The sequence below is a fragment of the Streptosporangium sp. DT93 genome (genome assembly GCF_049844535.1).
In the GTDB taxonomy this organism is placed as follows: Bacteria; Actinomycetota; Actinomycetes; order Streptosporangiales; family Streptosporangiaceae; genus Streptosporangium.
Window position 1 is genome coordinate 315,368 of sequence record NZ_JBNCLF010000003.1, and the last position, 18,799, is coordinate 334,166.

An 18,799-nucleotide genomic window follows, 5' to 3' on the forward strand; every position below is an offset into this window, starting at 1 on the left:
CGGCCCGTCGTGGCCGTCAGGGGTTGTGGTAGTACCTCCTTCCCGGCGCGGGGCGCCGCCCGTACAGTTCCGACAGCGTCACGAAGCGGTAGCCCCGGCCCGCCAGGTCGTCCAGGAGGTGCGGGACGGCCCGGACGGTGGTGGGGTGGATGTCGTGCAGCAGCACGACGGAGCCCGGCCCCGCCGCGGCCGCGCGGTGGGCGACGACCGAGACGTCCCGGTCGTGCCAGTCGCGCGTGTCGACGTTCCACAGGATCTGGGCGAGCCCCAGGTGCCGGCTCTCGGCCGCCACCTGGGGGCCGGTCAGCCCGTACGGCGGGCGCATCAGGTTCATCGTCACCCCGGTCACCCGCTTGACCAGCCACTGGGTACGGCCCAGCTCCCGCCGGACCTCCTCATGCGGCAGCCGGGTCAGCTGCGGGTGGTTCCAGGTGTGGTTGCCCAGCTCGTGCCCCTCGGCCACCATCCTGCGCAGGACGGCCTCGTCCTCCTCGGACACCATCCGCCCGACGACGAAGAAGCTCGCCCTGACCCGGCGCTCGGCGAGGATGTCGAGCAGCCCCCCGGTGTAGGGTCCCGGGCCGTCGTCGAAGGTGAGCGCCACGCACCTGACCCGCTCACAGTCGACCCGGCGCGACACGGGCTGCACGGGCAGCACGGGCAGCACGGACGGTTCGGCGTTTGAGCGGGACGTCCAGCCCTGTGCCCGGCGCGTCACGACGTCCCAGAGCGTCCCGGCCCGCGCCGGTCCCGCACCGGGCGGCGGCCCGAGGACCGGCGCGGACCCGCTCGCGAATCCGATCCCCGGCCCGCTCGCGAATCCGATCCCCGGCCCGGACTCGGATCCGGTCCCCGGCCCGGACTCGGATCCGTTCGCGGGCACGGTGGCGGTCACGGCGGCCACGGTGGTCGTCGCCGGTTCCACCGATCCCACCAGGGTGATCGGGGACGTGCTCCCCGTGACCGCGAGCAGCACCACCGTGGGCACCGTCCAGACCCGCATGCTTCCCCCCGAAAGCGGCGCGGAGGCGACGATCGATCCCGGCCGGCTCCCCCGCATGATCATGACCGGGCACGTCACCAGGATGGGACATCGACCGCCCGTTCACCGCGCCGACGCGCCACCACGGCGCCGTGTCCCGCTCGCCCCCGGGCTCAGGGCTCCGGGCTCCGGGCGCACGGCCACTCGGCGGCGACCCGTCAGGGCTCCGCGCGCGGCAGCTCGACGGCGATCGTCAGGCCGCCCTCCTCCCGGGAGCTCGCGGTCACGGTGCCGCCGTGGGCCTCGGCGACGACCCTGACGATCGACAGCCCCAGGCCGCTGCCACGGTCGGAACGCAGCCGGTCCCCGTGCAGCCGCCGGAACGGCTCGAAGATCGCCTCGATCTCGTAGGGCGGGACGGGCAGCCCGGTGTTCGCCACCACCAGTTCCACGCGGTCGACGCGCTGCCGGGTGGACACCCACACCTGGCCGCCCCCGTGGTTGTGCCGGATTGCGTTCTCCACGAGGTTCTGCACGAGCCTCTCGACCAGCACCGGCTCACCGGCGGTCGGCGCCGGGTCCAGCAGCCGGTGGACGACCACCTCGCGCTCGCCGGCCTCCTTGCCCGCCAGGTCGAGCACGTGCTCGACCACGTCGGTCAGGTCGAAGGGGCGGCGGTCGAGGACCGCCTGCTCGCCCTCGGCGAGCGCGAGCAGTCCGTCGATCAGCCGCTCGTGCCGGGCGTTGACCAGCAGCAGGGACTCCCCGAGCCGCCTGACGTCCTCGGTCGCGTCGGGCCGCCGTACCGCCACGTCCACCAGGGTGCGGTTGATGGTGAGCGGGGTGCGCAGCTCGTGGGAGGCGTTGGCGACGAAGCGCCGCTGGCCGTCGAAGGAGCGGGCCAGGCGGGCCAGGACGATGTCGACGGTGTCGGCGAGTTCCTTGACCTCGTCCTGCGGACCGTCGTGGGCGATGCGCCCGCTGAGGTCGTGGCTCTGGGCGATGCTCCGGGCGCTCGCGGCCACCGACCTCACCGGGCGGAGCGTCCAGCCCGCGAACCGCCATCCGGCCGTCGCGGCCGTCGCGGAGGCCAGCAGGAGGGCCAGGCCGCCCACGGTGAGGACGTTACGGACCGTGTCGGCCTGATAGACGCGCCTGACCCGCGCGACCCGCTGCTCCGCCACCCGGTACTCGTGGTCCCACGGCACGTACTGGACGTTCCCGACCTGGATGTACCGGGGATGACGCAGCCCGTCGCGAGGCTCCAGGCTGTGCCGTACGACGAGCGCGACCGCGGCGAGCAACAGGACTCCCGCGAGGAGGAACACCCCGCCGCAGACCAGGGCGAACCTCAGCCGCACGCTCGTCCTCACGGAACCCCCGGAAGTCCTGGAAGTCCTGGAACTCGTGGACCCCGGGGCGCCGGCGGAACTCGTCGCACTCACGGGATGCGGTACCCGGCTCCCGTGACGGTCTCGATGACCGGGGGGTCACCGAGCTTGCGGCGCAGCTTCATCATGGTCGTCCTCACGGTGTTGGTGAACGGGTCGGTGTGCTCGTCCCACACCTTCTCCAGCAGCGTCTCGCTGGAGACCACCGCCCCACCGGCGCGCAGCAGCTCGGCCAGCACGCCGAACTCCTTGCGGGCGAGCGGTACGTAGAGGCCGTCGCGGAACACCTGCCGGTGCGCCCGGTCCAGGCTGATGCCCGCCCGCTTCAGCAACGGCGGATCGGCGGGCCGTGCCCGGCGTCCCAGCGCGTGCACGCGGGCCGTCAGCTCCTCGAACGCGAACGGCTTGGGCAGGTAGTCGTCGGCGCCGAGGGACAGGCCCGCCACCCGCGAGCGGACGTCGCCCGCCGCGGTGAGCATGATGATCCGCACGTGTGCCCCGTCGGCGACCACGGTCCTGCACACCTCGTCACCGTGCACGCCGGGCAGGTCACGGTCGAGGACGAGCACGTCGTAGTCGTGGAGCCGCAGCCGTTCCAGCGCGGCCTCCCCGTCGTAGGCGACGTCGACGGCGAGCGCCTCCCCGCGCAGCCCCTCCGCGATCGAGTCGGCGAGCATCGACTCGTCCTCGACGACCAGTACCCGCACGACACCCCCCGGCTCCGAATCGCGTCAGCGTCTCACGGACGGCATAACGCGGGCATAACCGAACATGGTGACGCCAAGATTATCGGCCGATCGCTGGACTGCTCCCACCGTGCCGGGAATTCCCCGGCCCTGGAACGGGGGACGTCCATGCTCAGCTCACCCGGCGAGGTCCGGCCCGTACCCGCCCCGCCCGGAGGCGACGGCCACCGCGGACGGCCCGGCGCCCTTCGCGGTCTCGGTGCCCTTGATGCCCTTCGCCGCGGTCTCGGTGCCCACCGGCCGTTCGTCGTGGTGGCCGTCCTGGCGGCGGGGCTGCGCGTGCTCGTCATGCTCGGCTACGACACCGCGCAGCTCTACTGGTACGACTCCTTCACCTACCTGGACACGGCCGTCCACCTGGCGCCCTCCGGCGCGTTCCACCCGGCCGGTTACCCCTTCCTGCTGCGGCTGCTGCTGCCCTTCCACAGCGTGGAGCTCATCGCGGGCGTCCAGCACGCGATGGGCCTCGGCACGGGGACGATGATCTACCTGGTGCTGCGCCGTCACGCGCTCCCCTGGTGGGGTGCGACCCTGGCGACCCTGCCCGTGCTGTTCAACCCCGCCTTTCTGCGGCTCGAACACGCCGTGCTCTCCGACACCCAGCTCATCCTCCTCATCACCGCCGCCCTGACGGTCCTGATGTGGCGGGCCAGGCCGTCGGTGCGGGCGGTCGCCGTGGCGGGCCTGCTGCTGGCACTGGCCGGGCTCACCCGTACGGTCGCGGTGCCGCTGCTGGGACTGGTCCTGCTCCACCTGCTCCTGCGGCGCGCCGGCCGGCGGCGGGTGCTGGCGCTGGCCGTCGCCGGGCTGCTCCCGCTGGCCGCGTACGCGGGCTGGTACCACCAGCACCACGGGCGGTTCGCGCTCAGCGGCTCCGACGGCGTGGCGCTGTGGGCGCGCACGATGACGTTCGCCGACTGCTCGGTGATCAGGCCCCCGGCCGCGGAGGCCGTCCTCTGCCCGAACGGCACCGTCGTCGACGCCGCGTCCGAGTACGTATGGGCCGCCGGCGCCTCGCTGAACAGGCTGCCGGGGGGCCGGTTCGCCCACAACGACCTGGCCAGGTCCTTCGCGCTGCGCGCCATCGCCGCCCAGCCGCTGGACTACCTGCGCGAGGTGGCCCGCGACACCGCGCTCACCTTCTCCCCGACCCCGGTCCGCCACCCCCTGCGGGTCTCCCCGGCCCTGACGTTCCCGGTCGGCTCCTGGTCGCTGCCGTCCTTCCCGCTGATCGACCGGGTGCGCGGGGACTACGACGGCGATGTCCGGGGGATGTCGTCGGTCCAGCCGTACGGGGACATCCTGGGCGCGTACGTATATCCCGGCATCCTGCACGGCCCGCTGCTCGGGGCGCTCCTGCTGCTCGGCGGGATCGGAGCGGCCGGGCGACGCCGGGCGGCCCTGCTGCCGTGGGCGACGGCCGTCTTCCTGCTCGTCGCCCCGGTCGCCGCGCTGGACTTCGACCACCGTTACGTACTGCCCTCGATCCCCGCGGCGTGCCTCGCCGCGGCCCTGGCCGGGGCGGCCCTCGCACGACGGGTTCGTGCCCGCCCCACGGCGGGACGGCCGGGCCCGCGCGAACCCTGAGCCGGGCACGCCCTCCCGGCCGCGCGAGCCCCGAGCCGGGCGCGAGCCCCGGGTGGCGGGTCCGGGCAGGGCGTGCCCTCAGCGGTCGGGCGTCTCCCGGGGCTCGGTGACCACCATCATGAACCGCAGCGCGCCGCCGCCCTCGTTGGCGTACCGGTGGGGGCGGTCGGCGCTGAACACGACGGCGTCGCCGGTCTCCACGGTGTGGCTCCTGCCGTACACCGAGAGGGTGAGCGTCCCCTCCAGCACGGTCAGCATCTCGCGGGTGCCCGGCGGGTGGGCGTCGCCGTCGTGGTGGTCGCCGGGGGCCAGCCACCAGTCCCACAGCTCCAGGATGGCGGGGGCGTCGGTGCCGACCAGCAGCCGCGCCGTGCTGGAACGGCCGTGCTGGAACGTGATGACGTCGGCGCCGTTGACCACCCTGACCACGGGGGTGTCGGACACCTCGACCATCCGCGCGACCGTCACCCCGAGCGCGTCGGCGATGCGGGTCAGCGTGCTGATGCTCGGGTTGGTCCTGGCCTGCTCGACCTGGACCAGCATGCCCCGGCTCACCCCCGAGCGCGCGGCGAGCTCGTCGAGGGTCATCTGCCGGTGCGCCCGCTGGGCCCTCACGTTGTTGGCGACCGCCGCGGTGATCGTCTCTGGGTCCATGAGTTCATTGTAGTGAACTCGTTTGGCACTCCATTGCACTTCGTATATTGTCCTGACAGTTCACTGTATTGAACTAGGGGGACGGCATGACGGCAGTGATACTCGCGACGGCCTGCGCGGCGGTGTACGGCACCGCCGACTTCCTCGGCGGCCTGGCGACCCGCCGGGCACGGGTGTTCGCGGTGGTGGTCCTGTCCCAGGCCGCCGGGCTGCTGCTGGCCCTGGCCCTGCTGCCGGTCCTGCCGGGGACGCCCACCCTCGCGACGCTGGCCTGGGGCTCGGCCTCCGGCATCTCCGGCGCGCTGGCCGTGCTGCTGTTCTACCGGGCGCTGGCCACCGGCGTGATGTCGGTGGTGGCGCCGATCACCGCCACGGTCTCGGCGGTGCTGCCGGTGCTGTTCGGGCTCGGCGTCGGCGAGCGCCCGTCGTCGGTGGCGCTCGGCGGGGTGGTCCTGGCGCTGCTGGCGGTGCTGCTGGTGAGCCGCGCCTCCTCGAGCGAGACGTCGAGCGGGGGGTACGGCTCGATCCTGGCCTCGCTGGCCGCGGGGGCGGGGTTCGGCGGGTTCTTCATCCTGCTCGCCCAGGTTCCCGAGGGTGGCGGCATCTGGCCGCTGATCGGCGCCCGCGTCGCCTCGGTCGCCGTGATCGGGCTGCTGGCCCTGGCCACCGGCCGCGCCCTGCGCCCGGAGTCCGGGGCGATGCCCCTCATCCTGGGGGCCGGTCTCCTCGACATGGCGGCGAACGTGCTCTTCATGCTCGCCCAGCAGCGCGGCATGCTGAGCCTCGTCGGCGTCCTGGTCTCGCTGTACCCGGCGAGCACCCTGCTGCTGGCCCGTCAGGTGCTCGGGGAGCGGCTCAACATCGTGCAGGTGGTGGGGGTGGGCTTCACCCTGGGTGCGGTCGCACTGATCGCGGCCGGCTGATCACGTACGATCGGCGCATCCACCTGATCATGTGCGGCCGGCGCGGCCGGTCGATCGCGCACGACGACGAGGACCGGATCGTCGGGGAAGGGCGGGCCGCAGGGCCCGGACCCGTCCGGGTGGCGGGTCAGGCCACCTGGATCTGGGCGGACAGCCGGAAGCCGCCCTCCTCGCGGGCGTACTCCTCGAGCATGCTGCGGAGCTGGCGGCGCCCCCGGTGCAGGCGCGACATGACCGTGCCGATGGGGGTGCCCATCCGCTCGGCGATCTCCTTGTACGCGAAACCCTCGACGTCGGCCAGGTAGACGGCCACCCGGAAGTCCTCCGGCAGAGCGCGCAGGGCGTTCATCACCGCGCTGTCGGGAAGCTGGTCCAGCGCCTCGTTCTCGGCGGACTTCAGCCCGCTGGAGGTGTGGGACTCGGCGGCGGCGAGCTGCCAGTCCTCGATCTCCTCGGTGGCCGAGAGCTTGGGCGAACGCTGCTTCTTGCGGTAGTCGTTGATGAAGTTGTTGGTCAGGATGCGGTGGAGCCACGCCTTGAGGTTGGTCCCCTCGCGGAACTGGTGGTAGGACGTGAACGCCTTGGTGACGGTCTCCTGGACGAGGTCCTCGGCGTCGGCGGTGTTGCGGGTCAGACGCATCGCGGACGCGTAGAGCTGGCTGGTGACCGGCACGACGTCACGCTCGAACCAGTCCTGGCGCTGCTCTTCCGTCATCGTGATCATTCAGTCCCCCTCGCGCTCTTCCCCCCACTACCGCCCGGCACAGTCCTGACGCACCCTTTCCGGCGGCGTACTCGATGCTCGCAGGCACCCCGTAAGGGGGCCGTTAAAAGCTTCACGGGGCCGGGAGGAGTATCGATGACTGCGTCCATGGCGGGTGCGACACGCCCTACAGCCGGATAAGTCTCAATAGAGTAACATCGTTCCCCTGGTTCGGCAGGGGATGTGTCCATCATCACATAAGCCCTGGTAGATCCATCTTTCGGGGCGCGGGAAGAGGCGGGTCGCACCACGGCCGCCCGGCCGGAGCGCGTGATCGCCGGACACGCCACCGGACACGAGGCCGTACGGCCACGAACGCCCGTCAGGCCGCGCCCGGTGTTCACAGAAGCTGCGACACCTGTCTTCACGTCTCCCCGCTTCCCGCGTACCGAGGACTTAATCTCCCCTTCAGAGACGTCGGGCAAAGCCCGCCGGTTCATCCCCGAGCGCCCTTTTCCGATTCTTCGGCGGTACGCCCTCGTGAGATGCCCGTTTTACCCTTTTTCTTATTGGCGCGGGACATTCGCCTCCGCGACCGTGGGACTCCGGTCTCACGGCACGCGTTCCCCGTCCCGCCCGTGATCACGGGCGGGACGGGGGAACCGCCTGAGCACCCGCAAGCGTCCGGAGACACGGCAAGGACACCGAAAGGAGGGAGCGCGGAGACGCCAGAAAGCCTCGGGGAAACGGCGGGGACACACCCGGAAGTGCCCGGGTCAATCGCCCAGGAGCGCGTCCACGAAGACCTCGGGGTCGAAGGGGGCCAGGTCGTCCGGGCCCTCGCCGAGCCCGACCAGCTTGACCGGGACGCCCAGCTCGCGCTGGACGGAGATGATGATCCCGCCCTTGGCGGTGCCGTCGAGCTTGGTCAGCGCGATGCCGGTGATGTTGACCACCTCGGCGAACACGCGGGCCTGGCGCATGCCGTTCTGGCCGGTGGTCGCGTCCAGGACGAGCAGCACCTCGTCCACGGTGGCCTTCTTCTCGATGACGCGCTTGACCTTGCCGAGCTCGTCCATCAGGCCGGTCTTGGTGTGCAGCCGGCCCGCGGTGTCGACGATCACCACGTCGGCCTTCTCCCTGATGCCCTCGGCGACCGCGTCGAAGGCCACCGAGGCGGGGTCGCCGCCCTCGGGACCGCGCACCACCCCGGCCCCGACCCGGTCGCCCCAGGTCTGCAGCTGGTCGGCGGCGGCGGCGCGGAAGGTGTCGGCCGCCCCCAGCACGACCTTGCCGCCGTCGCCGATGAGGACGCGCGCCAGCTTGCCGGTCGTGGTGGTCTTCCCGGTGCCGTTGACCCCGACCACCAGGACCACCGCCGGGCGCTCGCCGTGCGGCGTGACGTGCAGCGTGCGGTCCATGTCGGTGCCGATCTGGGCGAGCAGCTGCTCCCGCAGCAGCGCGCGCGCCTCCTCGGGTGTCCGGCTGCCCAGCACCTTGACGCGGGTGCGCAGCTCGTCGACCATCGCCCTGGTCGGCGCCACGCCGACGTCGGCGGTGATCAGGGTCTCCTCGATCTCGTCCCAGGCGTCGTCGTCGAGACGGTCGCGGGAGAGCAGCTCCAGCAGGCCCTTGCCCAGCGTGCTCTGCGAACGGGCCAGGCGGGCGCGCAGCCGCACCATCCGGCCCGCGGACGGCGGCGGGACCTCGACCGGCGGCAGGACGGTGACGTCCGCGGGCTCGATCGGCCTGGCCGGAGGCGGCACGGTGGTCGTCGCCGCGTCCTCGTCCGTGACCGTGCCGCCCCCCGGGGCCCGCGTCCCTTCGGGGACGGGCGGCGCCACGGGCGGTTCGACCCGCGGCGGCGTCCTGCGCGCCGAACGGAACAGCAGGAGCATGCCGCCGCCCGTCAGCAGGGCGATGACGGCGATGATCGCGATTATGCCGAGATAGGCTTCCACAAGACCACAGTTTTCCAGACGCCCCGGGATGCTCGCTCCCCAGGTCTTCGACCGGGCCCCGCACGCGCTCAGGCGGGCTCGTTCTCCCGCAGGCGCTGGCTGATGACCTGGGTGACGCCGTCCCCGCGCATCGACACCCCGTACAGCGCGTCGGCGATCTCCATCGTGCGCTTCTGGTGGGTGATGATGATGATCTGCGAGGTCTGCCGGAGCTCCTCGAAGAGCGTCAGCAGGCGCTGGGTGTTGGTGTCGTCCAGCGCGGCCTCCACCTCGTCCATCACGTAGAACGGCGAGGGCCTGGCCTTGAAGATGGACACCAGGAACGCCACCGCGGTCAGCGACCGCTCTCCGCCCGACAGCAGCGAGAGCCGCTTGACCTTCTTGCCGGGCGGGCGGGCCTCGACCTCCACGCCGGTCGTCAGCATGTCCTCGGGATCGGTGAGCAGCAGCCTGCCCTCCCCGCCGGGGAACACCCGCGTGAAGATCGTCTCGAACTCGCGGGCCACGTCGGCGAAGGCCGCCCCGAAGACCTGCTCGACCCGCTCGTCGACCTCCTTGACCACCAGCAGCAGGTCGCGGCGGGTCTTCTTGAGATCCTCCAGCTGCGAGGTGAGGAAGGAGTGCCGCTCCTCCAGGGCCGCGAACTCCTCCAGCGCGAGCGGGTTGACCTTCCCGAGCTGGGCCATCTGGCGATCCGCCGCCTTGGCGCGCCTGAGCTGCTCGTCGCGGTCGTAGGGCACGGGGTCGCCCTCGTCCACCGGCACGGGTTCGTCCGGGCCGTACTCGGCGATGAGGGTGTCGGTCTCGACCCCGTACTCCTCCACCGCCCGCGTCTGGAGCTGCTCCAGGCGCAGGCGCTGCTCGGTGCGGGCCATCTCGCTGCCGTGCGCCCGGTTGACCAGCTTGTCCAGCTCCCCGGAGAGCTCGCGTACGCGGACCCGGACGCCCTTGAGCGAGGCGTCGATCTGCCCGCGCGCCAGCTCCGCCTCGTCCCGCTCGGCGGCGGCGGCCGTCAGCGAGGACTCCAGCGCGCGCAGCGTCAGCTCGGTGCCCCGGACGACCGCCTGGGCCGTACGGGCCTGCTCGCGGCGGCGCGTCCGGCGCTCGGCCGCCCGGGCACGCTCCTCGCGTTCGCGCTCGGCGGCGCGCGTCAGCTCCTCGGCCCTGCCCTCGATGCCCCGGACCCGCTCCTCGGCGGTCCGTACGGCGAGACGGGCCTCCATCTCCTCCTGCCGGGCCGTCGCGCAGATCCCGGCGAGCTCGTCCCGCAGGCCGGTGGCGGGCTCGGGCTCGACCTCCTCGGCCCCGACGGCCGCGGCGAGCCGCTCCTCCAGCTCGGCCAGGCCCGCCGCGTCCCGGTCACGCGCCTCCTCGGCGGCCCGTACGCCCTTCGCCAGCCGTTCGCACTCGTCGCGGGCGGCCTTGGCGGCGGCGCCGAGCTGGGCGAGCCGCCTGGCCACCGCGGCCACCTGCTGGTCGGCCTCGCGCTGCCTGGCCCGCAGCCGGTCCAGCGCGGCCTGGGCCGCGTCCAGGACGCGCTGGGCGTTCTGCACACCGGTCTGGGCCTCGGCGACCCCGCCCCGCGCGGTCTCGACCGCCACCTGGGCCTCGGCCTCGGCCTCGGCCGCCTCCTCCAGCCCGTCCGCGGCGAGCTCTGCCGCGGTCCGGGCCCCGGCCAGGTCCGCGGCGGCCTCGTCCAGGGCGGCCCGCATCTGCAGGGCGGAGGTGCCGCCGGGCGAGCCTCCCCTGGCGGCGTGGGCGCCCAGCAGGTCGCCGGAGCGGGTGACGGCGCGCAGGCCGGGGAACTGCTCCACCGCCTTCCTGGCGGTCGCGAGGTCGTCCACCACCAGCACGCCCCCGAGCAGGGCGGCGACGGCCGCGCGCAGCTCGCCGGGGACGACGACCAGGCCGGCGGCCCACTCGGCGCCCTCCAGCGGCACCCGGCCCGCCGGGGCCGCGGCCTCGCCCGAGGCGACGACCAGGGACGCCTGGCCCGCCTCGCGGCTCCTGAGGAACTCCAGCGCGTCGGCCGCGTCCTGCAACGACCCGACCGCGACGGCCTCGGCCGCCGCGCCGAGCACGGCGGCGACGGCCACCTCGGCGCCGGGCCGCACCGAGAGCATGGCGGCCACCGGGCCGAGCACCCCGGTCAGCCCTCCGGCGAGCAGCGCGGCGGCCCCGTCGGCCCCCTGGGCCAGTCCCATCTCCAGCGCCTCGAACCTGGCCTCCAGCGCGGCCACCTGGCGCTGCGCCCGCTGGTCGGCCTCACGGGCCGCCGTCAGGGCGGCCCTGGCCGCGCCGAGCGCCCCGTCCGGGCCCGCGACCGCGGCCCGGGCCGCCTCGACCCCGGCCCTGGCCGTCTCGACCGACTCCCTGGCCTGCTCGACCGTCTCCAGCGCGATCTCCAGCTCCTCGGCGAGGGCGGGATCGGCGGCCGGTTCGGCGCGCTCCTGGCCGTCGTGCTCGGCCTGTGCCGTCCCGGCGCGCTGCTCGGCCTCCTCCAGCGAGCGGCGCAGCCTGCCGATCTCCTCCTCGGCCGCGGTGGCGCGGCTGCGCGCGGCCCCGGCCTGCCCCCTGAGCCTGGCCAGGCCCTCGCGCCGGTCGGCGGCGGCCCTGGCCTCGGCGGCGAGCCGCCGTTCCTCCGCGGCCAGTGCCGCCTCGGTCTCGGTACGCGCGGCCACGGCCGTGGCGAGCGCCTCCTGCTCCCCTTCCAGGTGCTCGGCCAGGACGCGTTCCTGCTCGCGCACCTCCTCGGCCTCGCGCTCCAGGTCCTCCGGGTCGCGCCCGCGCCGCTCCACGGCGGTGTCGGAGGCGTTCCGGTGCCGTTCGGCGGCGAGACCGGCCAGGCCGCGCAGGCGCTCGCGCAGGGAGGAAAGGCGGAAGAAGGTCTCCTGGGCGGCGGCCAGTCGTGGCTGGGCCTGGGCCTCGGCGGCCTCCAGCTCGGCCTCGGCGACCTGGCCCTGTTCGAGCTCGGTCTCCACCGCGGCGCGGCGGGCCAGCACGGCGGCCTCGTCGGCCATCTCCCGCTCCAGCGCGGTACGCAGGGTGAGCACGTCGTCGGCGAGCAGCCGGAGCCTGGCGTCGCGCAGGTCGGCCTGGATGACCGCGGCCTTCCTGGCGATCTCGGCCTGGCGGCCCAGCGGCTTGAGCTGGCGGCGCAGCTCGGTGGTCAGGTCCTGCACCCGGGTCATGTTGGCCTGCATCGCGTCCAGCTTCCGCAGCGCCTTCTCCTTGCGCTTGCGGTGCTTCAGGACCCCCGCGGCCTCCTCGATGAACGCCCGGCGCTCCTCGGGGCCGGCGTGCAGCACCTGGTCGAGCTGGCCCTGGCCGACGATGACGTGCATCTCGCGGCCGATGCCGGAGTCGGAGAGCAGCTCCTGGATGTCGAGCAGGCGGCAGGTGTCGCCGTTGATCGCGTACTCGCTCTGACCGGCCCGGAACATCAGCCTGCTGATCGTCACCTCGGTGTAGTCGATCGGGAGCATGCCGTCGGTGTTGTCGATGGTCAGGGTGACCTCGGCCCGGCCCAGCGGCGCCCGCGAGGAGGTGCCGGCGAAGATGACGTCCTCCATCTTGCCGCCGCGCAGCGACTTCGCGCTGTGCTCGCCCATCACCCAGGCCAGGGCGTCGACCACGTTGGACTTGCCCGACCCGTTGGGGCCGACGACCGCGGTGATGCCCGGCTCGAACCGGAGCGTGGTGGCCGAGGCGAAGGACTTGAACCCGCGCAGGGTGAGGGTCTTCAGGTACACCCCGGCATCCCCTCCCCGGTCCTGCCGCGCCACCCGGCGAGGCGCGTCCTGTGCCCTCGGCCGCTCTCGACCGCCTTCGAGTGCCCTCGGCCGCTCTTGGCCGCCGCCGGCCGCCGCCGGCCGTCGTCGGTCGCCGCCGATCACCCTTGGCCGCCGTCGGTCGTCCTTGGTCGTCCTTGGTCGTCCTTGGCCGCTTCCGCGGCGGCGACGAGCGCGTTCCCCCTCGTCAGCCCGCGGCCGCGTTCACGCGGGAAGACTACCGTTCTTCACCCCCGCCCGCCCGCGCACCGCCTATGGTGCCGTGCATGGACGCGGAACGCGGTGAGAGCGAGGCTCCGTCACACCCTCCGGGACCACACCCGCCGAGGTCGCACCCGCCGGGGTCCCCGCCGTCCGGGCGGGAGGTTCCGGGGTCCCGGCCGCCCGGGCCCGAGGTTCCGGAGCCCCGGCCGCACGGACCCGGGGTTCCGGGGTCCCGGCCGCGCGGGACCCCGGTTCCCGGATCCCGGTCGTTCAGGCCCGAGTCTCCCGGACCCCGCCCGGCCGGTTCGCGGGAGGCGGAGCCCGGGGGCGAGGGGCGGCACCCCGGGCGGCGCGCCTTCCTGGCCGGTGGCGGGCTGACCGCGCTGAGCCTGGGAGCGGCCGCGCTGGCACTCGGGCCCGACGGCATCCGGAGCGCGTACGCCCAGATCGTCTGCGGCCCGCTCCCCCGGCCCCCCGTGACGTCGCCTGGAACGCTCCAGCGCAGCCGCGTGGACCGCCGGAGGGTGATCGTCGGGCTGCCGCCGGGCGCAGGGGACGGACTCCCGGTCGTGATCATGCTTCACGGGGCCGCGGGGGACGCGCGCACGCCGTTCGACGCCTACGCCGTCCACCGCTACCTGGCGGCGGGCGGCGGGCGCTTCGCGGTCGCCTCGATCGACGACTGGCCGTCCGCCGACATCCCGGGCGCGCTGCTGCCGTACCTGACCTCGAACGGGATGGACACGGCGAAGATCGGCCTGATGGGGTGGTCCTCGGGAGGCGCGGGGGCGCTGAGGCTGGCCGCGGAGCTCGGCCCCGAGCAGGTGGGGGCGGTCGTCGCGGCGTCTCCCGCGGTGAGCGCGGCCCAGGCGCCGCTGCGCGAGCTCGTGAGCATCCCGGTCTGGCTGGGCTGCGGTGAGCACGACGCGTGGGCCCGCCAGACCCAGACCATGCTCAAGGCGCTCAAGGCGCTGGGCGCCACGGCCGAGGGAGGGATCGCCGACGGGTGCCAGGACACGGCCTACCGCCGCAGGGTGTTACCCGAGCAGCTCGCCTTCCTGGCACGACATATAGGACGCACATAACCCATAAAAGGTATATGTGGTGTCATATGACAAGGGACGCCCCGACGAGGCGTCCCTGGACAGTTCCTTACGCCCCGGCCCCGTTAGGTGAGAGCCGGCTCGCGATCCTGCAGACGGTTGAACTCCTCGTCGCGACTGCCTGCCGCGAGTTCGTCGTTCTGGGCCTGGAGCCGGGTGAGCTCTCCCTCGAGATCACGGATGCGCTGCTGAAGGCGACGCATTTCCGAGACCATCCGAGGGTCGGGACCGCCGACGTGGCCGAGTAGAGCCTTCGCCATAGTAAAGGGTCCTCCACGCTGAGTGACCAGACTGGTTCGCGCACTTCTTTGCCGCGGGAGGGGTGCGCGTGTTTCTTTATCAAGAGTCGCACCGGTGAGGGAGACGGTCAAGTTGAACGCTCCGTATGGATGCACCGATGGGCACTCTCGACGGTCAAATATACCTTATTTTGGGTGGTTTGGGGAAGTGGTCAGCGCTCCCTGAACCCCTCGGGAGTACCTTTGGGCTCGCTCCAGCGCTCGACGACCCCGTCCACCCTCCCGGGCGTGTCGCCTCCCCGGAGCAGCTCCAGCAGGCTCGCGCACGCCTCCCGCGACCCCTGGGCGACCACCTCGACCCGGCCGTCGGCCGTGTTGCGCGCCCAGCCGGTCAGCCCCAGCTCCAGGGCGCGGGACCGCGTCCACCAGCGGAAGCCCACCCCCTGCACGCGTCCCCGCACCCAGGCCGTGAGCCGCACCCGCGCCGCGTCCACCGTCCCGGCCCCGGCCGGCACGGCCGTGTGCGTCCCGGCCGTACGCGGTCCGGCCCCGCCCGCCGCGGTGTCGTCGGCCGCTCCGGCCCCGGCCACCCCGGCCTCTCCCGGGCCGTCGCCCACCCCCGTCACCGCAGGACCCTTCTCGGCCTGGGCTGGCAGCGGGGGCAGCTGTAGGAGGAGCGGTTCATGAACGCCTCGCGGACGACCGGCGCCCCGCACCGGGGACAGGGCAGGTCGCGCCTGCCGTAGACGGCGAGGGACCGGTCGAAGTAGCCGCTCTCGCCGTTGACGTTCACGTACAGGCTGTCGAAGGAGGTGCCGCCCTCGGACAGCGCCGCGGCCATCACCTGCCGGGCCGCCGCCAGCAGCTCGGCGATCTTCGGCCCGGTCAGCGCCCCGGTGGGCCTGGCGCCGTGCAGCCTGGCCCGCCAGAGCGCCTCGTCGGCGTAGATGTTGCCGACACCGCTGATCAGGGACTGGTCCAGCAGCGCCCGCTTGACCTCGGTCTGACGGAGCCGCAGCCGCCGGGCGAACCCCACCTCGTCGAAGTGCTCCTCGAACGGGTCGGCCGCGATGTGCGCGATCGGCTCGGGCACCGCCCGGCCGCTCGCGTACGCCATCGGGGTCACCAGTACGTGGCCGAAGGTCCGCTGGTCGACGAAGCGCAGCTCGGGGCCGCCGTCGGTGAAGGACATCCGGACGCGCAGGTGCCTCTCCGGCGGCGAGCCGGGCTCCACGACCAGCAACTGGCCGCTCATCCCCAGGTGCGCCAGGACCGCGTCGGAGCCGTCCAGCGGCAGCCAGAGGTACTTGCCCCGGCGCTCGGCGACCCCGACGGTACGGCCCTTGAGGCGGGAGGAGAACTCCTCCGCGCCGGGCAGGTGCCGCCTGATCGCCCTGGGGTGGAGCACCTCGGCGTGGGCGACCACCCGTCCGGAGACCCATCGCTCCAGGCCGCGGCGGACCACCTCGACCTCGGGCAGCTCGGGCATGGCCCCTCCTCCGTGGGATCGGCGGCGTCAGTGGTGCCGGGGCGGCCGCGCCTGATCAGCTCGCGTCGCGCCGTTCGCGGTCCTGGCGGATCCGGTTCCAGGCCGCCTCGGCGGCCTGCTGCTCCGCCTCCTTCTTCGAACGCCCCGAGCCCGCGCCGTATGCCTCCCCGCCGACCCTGACGACCGCGGTGAAGGACTTGGCGTGGTCGGGCCCGCTCTCCTCGACGTGGTACTCGGGAACGCCGAGCGACTCCGAGGCGGTGAGCTCCTGCAGGGAGGTCTTCCAGTCGAGCCCGGCGCCGAGCGAGGCCGAACGGGTGATGAGCGGGTCGAAGAGCAGGTGGACGACGCGGAACGCCTCGTCCAGGCCCCTGTTCACGTAGACCGCGCCGATCAGCGCCTCAAGGGTGTCGGCGAGGATCGAGGACTTGTCGCGCCCCCCGGTGCCCTCCTCGCCCCGGCCCAGCCGCAGGAAGCGGCCCAGGCCCAGCGAGCGGGCCACGTCGGCCAGGGCGCGCATGTTGACCACCGCGGCCCTGAGCTTGGCCAGCTGGCCCTCGGGCAGGTCGGGGTGGTTGCGGTAGAGGGTGTCGGTGACGACCAGGCCCAGCACCGAGTCGCCCAGGAACTCCAGACGCTCGTTGGTGGGCAGGCCACCGTTCTCGTACGCGTAGGAGCGGTGCGTCAGCGCCCGCTCCAGGATGGCGACGTCCAGATGGACCGCCAGCAGGCGCCCCAGCTCGTCCTTGACGAACTCGACGGCGACCGGCTTGACGCTCGTGGCCATGACTTCTCCTCGCACGTTCGGTGATCGAATGCGCGATGGCGAAGATGCGGACGGAAGAGATGCCCGAAGACCCCGAAGACGTGGTGGGCGCCGGGAAAGAGGGTACGCGTTCTACCGCGAACCCCGGCGTCCACCACAGCCGCGGGCGGACCGCCATCGCAGGGGTGAGAACGGTGACGCCGGCCGGGACCACGAGGGCCCGGCCGGCGACCGTCGGTCAGCGTGCGATCAGGCGGAGGGCTCGATCACCTGACGGCGGTTGTACGTGCCGCAGGTCGGACATGCCACGTGCGGACGCTTCGGCGAGCGGCACTGGGGGCAGCTCACGAGCGAAACCGCGGCGGCCTTCCACTGCGACCTGCGGGAGCGAGTGTTGCTCCGCGACATCTTGCGCTTTGGGACAGCCACGTCAGCTCTCCTGATCGTTGTTATGTTCCGGAACCAGGCCCTGCAGCTTGGCCCAGCGGGCGTCGATGACTTCGTGGCCGTGGTCGGGCTCGGCATCCGCCAGCCTGACCCCGCACTCCACACAGAGCCCGGCGCAGTCCTCACTGCAGACCGGGCTCAGCGGAAGCGTGAGCACGACCGCGTCGCGAAACGCGGGTTCGAGGTCGAGAAGTTCACCGTAGAGAAGCGAGTCACCCTCGGCAGCATCCTCTGCCGAGTAGAAGAACAGCTCCTGGAACTCCACCTCGGTGTCCGAGGTGACGGGTTCCAGGCAGCGTGCGCACTCCCCCCGCAGCGGGGATCGCGCAGTGCCCGTGACGAGCACACCCTCCATGACCGCCTCAAGCCGGATCTCCAGCTCGACGTCGGCGTCCTTGGGGACGCCGATCATGTCGACGCCGACGTCCGCCGGTGCCGGGAGGGTGAGACTCATCCGGCGCATCGATCCCGGCCGTCGCCCCAGGTCATGGGTAGAGATCACCCATGGGGCTCGGGGGTCAAGGGTACGCTGGTTCATTTCACTCTCTTTAGGCATGGCGCATCATCGCCGTCGTGCAAGGCCGAAACAAGAGAATACCAGTGCCTAGCCCCTGAGCCGTTCGACCAGGAGTTCCTGCACGAGGTCCGGGACCAGTCCGGCCACGTTGCCGCCGTACTTGGCGATCTCCTTGATGCGGCTGGACGACAGGAAGGAGACCTCGGGGCCGGTGGCCATGAACAGGGTCTCCACCCCCGACATCCGGTAGTTGAGCTGGGCCATCTGGAGCTCGTAGTCGAAGTCGCTGACCGCGCGCAGACCCTTGACGATGGCGGGGATCTCCTGCTGTCTGCAGTAGTCGACCAGCAGACCGTGGAACTTGTCCACGCGGACGTTCCCGTACTCCTTGGTGACGGTCTGGAGCGTCTGGATGCGCTCCTCCACCGTGAAGAGGCTCTTCTTCTCGATGTTGATCAGCACCGCCACGACGACCTCGTCGTACTGCCGGGAGGCCCGGCCGATGATGTCGAGATGACCGTTCGTGACGGGATCGAACGATCCCGGACAGACGACACGACGCAAGGTGGACCCCCTGCTGCTCTAAGGATTCCCGGCGGCGCGACCGTACCAAACGGACGCTTCGCCATAACGACGGACCCTCTCCTCTTCGTACCCTTCCGGCCACAAAAGGGCTCCACCCCGGGTCTCCCGCTCCACCGCGACCAGGGCGTCCGGCGCCAGCCACCCCCGGTCGCGCAACAGCTCCAGGACCGTCCGCACCTCCTGCTCCCCCAGCGCGTACGGCGGGTCGGCGAGCACGAGGTCGTACGCGCGCACAGCGTTCCCTGCGTTCCCTGCGTTCCCTGCGTTCCCGGCGTTCCCGGCATCCCGCTCCGGCACGGGGGCCGCGGGGCCTCTGGCCAGCAGGCGTTCCACGCGGTCGGCGACGACCCGCGCCCCGGCCAGGCCCAGTGACGCGACGTTCTGCCCGATCGTCCGTACGGCGCGGGCGTCCGACTCCACGAGCACCACGTGGGCGGCTCCCCGGGAGAGCGCCTCCAGCCCGAGCGCGCCCGAGCCCGCGTACAGGTCGAGCACCGCGCAGCCCTCCAGCGGCCCGATCAGCGACCCCACCGTGGAGAAGATCCCCTCCCTGGCCCGGTCACTCGTGGGGCGGGTCCCCCGCCCCGACGGGACGGCCAGCCGCCGTCCCCCTGCGCTTCCCGCGATGACTCGGCTCACCGGGCCATCCTCTCAGCGCGCCACACCCCACACCCCGGCCGTGTCCGTGTCCGTGTCCGTGTCCGTGTCCGT

At 72.8% G+C, this 18,799-nt stretch carries 18 protein-coding genes; 3 read left to right on the forward strand and 15 right to left on the reverse strand.

All coding sequences use genetic code 11. The annotated features are described in order from the left end of the window. Positions 1-16 precede the first annotated feature (16 nt). From ACLQ2R_RS09260 to ACLQ2R_RS09270, 3 genes are all read right to left on the reverse strand, one after another. On the reverse strand, positions 17-1,003 hold the full coding sequence (locus ACLQ2R_RS09260; protein WP_425958950.1) for a polysaccharide deacetylase family protein: 987 nt from the start codon (positions 1,001-1,003) through the stop codon (positions 17-19). Between the two features lie 197 nt (positions 1,004-1,200). After that, on the reverse strand, positions 1,201-2,343 hold the full coding sequence (locus ACLQ2R_RS09265; protein WP_425958951.1) for a sensor histidine kinase: 1,143 nt from the start codon (positions 2,341-2,343) through the stop codon (positions 1,201-1,203). Positions 2,344-2,423: 80 nt separating this feature from the next. Next, positions 2,424-3,080: a response regulator transcription factor gene (locus ACLQ2R_RS09270; RefSeq protein ID WP_425958952.1), complete on the reverse strand. Its 657-nt coding sequence runs from the start codon at positions 3,078-3,080 to the stop codon at positions 2,424-2,426. A gap of 291 nt (positions 3,081-3,371) precedes the next feature. Here ACLQ2R_RS09270 and ACLQ2R_RS09275 point away from each other — a divergent pair, with 291 nt between their 5' ends. Further along, complete coding sequence (locus ACLQ2R_RS09275; RefSeq protein WP_425958953.1) at positions 3,372-4,706, forward strand: hypothetical protein; 1,335 nt, start codon at positions 3,372-3,374, stop codon at positions 4,704-4,706. Between the two features lie 78 nt (positions 4,707-4,784). Here the strand turns inward: ACLQ2R_RS09275 and ACLQ2R_RS09280 are convergent, their stop codons facing one another. Beyond that, positions 4,785-5,360 (reverse strand): helix-turn-helix domain-containing protein, encoded by a 576-nt coding sequence (locus ACLQ2R_RS09280; RefSeq protein WP_425958954.1) that lies wholly within the window; start codon positions 5,358-5,360, stop codon positions 4,785-4,787. An 86-nt stretch (positions 5,361-5,446) separates the two neighbouring features. Between ACLQ2R_RS09280 and ACLQ2R_RS09285 the strand changes: the two genes are divergently transcribed. Continuing rightward, entirely contained in the window at positions 5,447-6,283 is an 837-nt protein-coding gene (locus ACLQ2R_RS09285) for an EamA family transporter (protein WP_425958955.1), read from the forward strand. 127 nt (positions 6,284-6,410) lie between these two features. Here the strand turns inward: ACLQ2R_RS09285 and ACLQ2R_RS09290 are convergent, their stop codons facing one another. From ACLQ2R_RS09290 to smc, 3 genes are all read right to left on the reverse strand, one after another. After that, complete coding sequence (locus ACLQ2R_RS09290) at positions 6,411-7,007, reverse strand: sigma-70 family RNA polymerase sigma factor (RefSeq protein WP_425958956.1); 597 nt, start codon at positions 7,005-7,007, stop codon at positions 6,411-6,413. 755 nt (positions 7,008-7,762) lie between these two features. Beyond that, positions 7,763-8,947 (reverse strand): signal recognition particle-docking protein FtsY, encoded by a 1,185-nt coding sequence (gene ftsY, locus ACLQ2R_RS09295; RefSeq protein WP_425958957.1) that lies wholly within the window; start codon positions 8,945-8,947, stop codon positions 7,763-7,765. 68 nt (positions 8,948-9,015) lie between these two features. Continuing rightward, the gene (smc, locus tag ACLQ2R_RS09300; RefSeq protein WP_425958958.1) at positions 9,016-12,699 is read right to left on the reverse strand and encodes a chromosome segregation protein SMC; all 3,684 of its coding nucleotides are present in this window, start codon (positions 12,697-12,699) and stop codon (positions 9,016-9,018) included. 818 nt (positions 12,700-13,517) lie between these two features. Between smc and ACLQ2R_RS09305 the strand changes: the two genes are divergently transcribed. Further along, positions 13,518-14,027, forward strand: coding sequence for an alpha/beta hydrolase-fold protein (locus tag ACLQ2R_RS09305; RefSeq protein ID WP_425959171.1), 510 nt, complete (start codon positions 13,518-13,520; stop codon positions 14,025-14,027). An 83-nt stretch (positions 14,028-14,110) separates the two neighbouring features. On the opposite strand, the gene ACLQ2R_RS09310 is transcribed toward ACLQ2R_RS09305, so the two are convergent. From ACLQ2R_RS09310 to ACLQ2R_RS09345, 8 genes are all read right to left on the reverse strand, one after another. Next, positions 14,111-14,305: a hypothetical protein gene (locus ACLQ2R_RS09310; protein ID WP_344894261.1), complete on the reverse strand. Its 195-nt coding sequence runs from the start codon at positions 14,303-14,305 to the stop codon at positions 14,111-14,113. A gap of 191 nt (positions 14,306-14,496) precedes the next feature. Next, positions 14,497-14,778: an acylphosphatase gene (locus ACLQ2R_RS09315; protein WP_425959172.1), complete on the reverse strand. Its 282-nt coding sequence runs from the start codon at positions 14,776-14,778 to the stop codon at positions 14,497-14,499. Between the two features lie 128 nt (positions 14,779-14,906). After that, positions 14,907-15,773: a bifunctional DNA-formamidopyrimidine glycosylase/DNA-(apurinic or apyrimidinic site) lyase gene (gene mutM / locus ACLQ2R_RS09320; protein ID WP_425958959.1), complete on the reverse strand. Its 867-nt coding sequence runs from the start codon at positions 15,771-15,773 to the stop codon at positions 14,907-14,909. Between the two features lie 55 nt (positions 15,774-15,828). Next, a complete protein-coding gene (gene rnc / locus ACLQ2R_RS09325) occupies positions 15,829-16,560 on the reverse strand; it encodes a ribonuclease III (RefSeq protein ID WP_425958960.1) in 732 nt (243 codons plus the stop codon). A gap of 228 nt (positions 16,561-16,788) precedes the next feature. Continuing rightward, entirely contained in the window at positions 16,789-16,968 is a 180-nt protein-coding gene (gene rpmF / locus ACLQ2R_RS09330; RefSeq protein ID WP_012894381.1) for a 50S ribosomal protein L32, read from the reverse strand. Position 16,969: 1 nt separating this feature from the next. Continuing rightward, positions 16,970-17,524 (reverse strand): YceD family protein, encoded by a 555-nt coding sequence (locus ACLQ2R_RS09335; protein WP_425958961.1) that lies wholly within the window; start codon positions 17,522-17,524, stop codon positions 16,970-16,972. A gap of 66 nt (positions 17,525-17,590) precedes the next feature. After that, positions 17,591-18,067 (reverse strand): pantetheine-phosphate adenylyltransferase, encoded by a 477-nt coding sequence (gene coaD, locus ACLQ2R_RS09340; RefSeq protein ID WP_386242504.1) that lies wholly within the window; start codon positions 18,065-18,067, stop codon positions 17,591-17,593. Between the two features lie 18 nt (positions 18,068-18,085). Beyond that, positions 18,086-18,727, reverse strand: a complete 642-nt coding sequence (locus tag ACLQ2R_RS09345; protein WP_425958962.1) for an RsmD family RNA methyltransferase — start codon at positions 18,725-18,727, stop codon at positions 18,086-18,088. Positions 18,728-18,799: the final 72 nt, after the last annotated feature.

Coding starts and splice junctions, on each gene's coding strand:
- ACLQ2R_RS09290 (WP_425958956.1), bottom strand. CDS start 7,007: ATGATCACGATGACGGAAGAGCAGCGCCAGGACTGGTTCGAGCGTGAC.
- mutM (WP_425958959.1), bottom strand. CDS start 15,773: ATGCCCGAGCTGCCCGAGGTCGAGGTGGTCCGCCGCGGCCTGGAGCGA.
- ACLQ2R_RS09305 (WP_425959171.1), top strand. CDS start 13,518: ATGCTTCACGGGGCCGCGGGGGACGCGCGCACGCCGTTCGACGCCTAC.
- ACLQ2R_RS09335 (WP_425958961.1), bottom strand. CDS start 17,524: ATGAACCAGCGTACCCTTGACCCCCGAGCCCCATGGGTGATCTCTACC.
- ACLQ2R_RS09310 (WP_344894261.1), bottom strand. CDS start 14,305: ATGGCGAAGGCTCTACTCGGCCACGTCGGCGGTCCCGACCCTCGGATG.
- ACLQ2R_RS09285 (WP_425958955.1), top strand. CDS start 5,447: ATGACGGCAGTGATACTCGCGACGGCCTGCGCGGCGGTGTACGGCACC.
- ACLQ2R_RS09280 (WP_425958954.1), bottom strand. CDS start 5,360: ATGGACCCAGAGACGATCACCGCGGCGGTCGCCAACAACGTGAGGGCC.
- ACLQ2R_RS09260 (WP_425958950.1), bottom strand. CDS start 1,003: ATGCGGGTCTGGACGGTGCCCACGGTGGTGCTGCTCGCGGTCACGGGG.
- rnc (WP_425958960.1), bottom strand. CDS start 16,560: ATGGCCACGAGCGTCAAGCCGGTCGCCGTCGAGTTCGTCAAGGACGAG.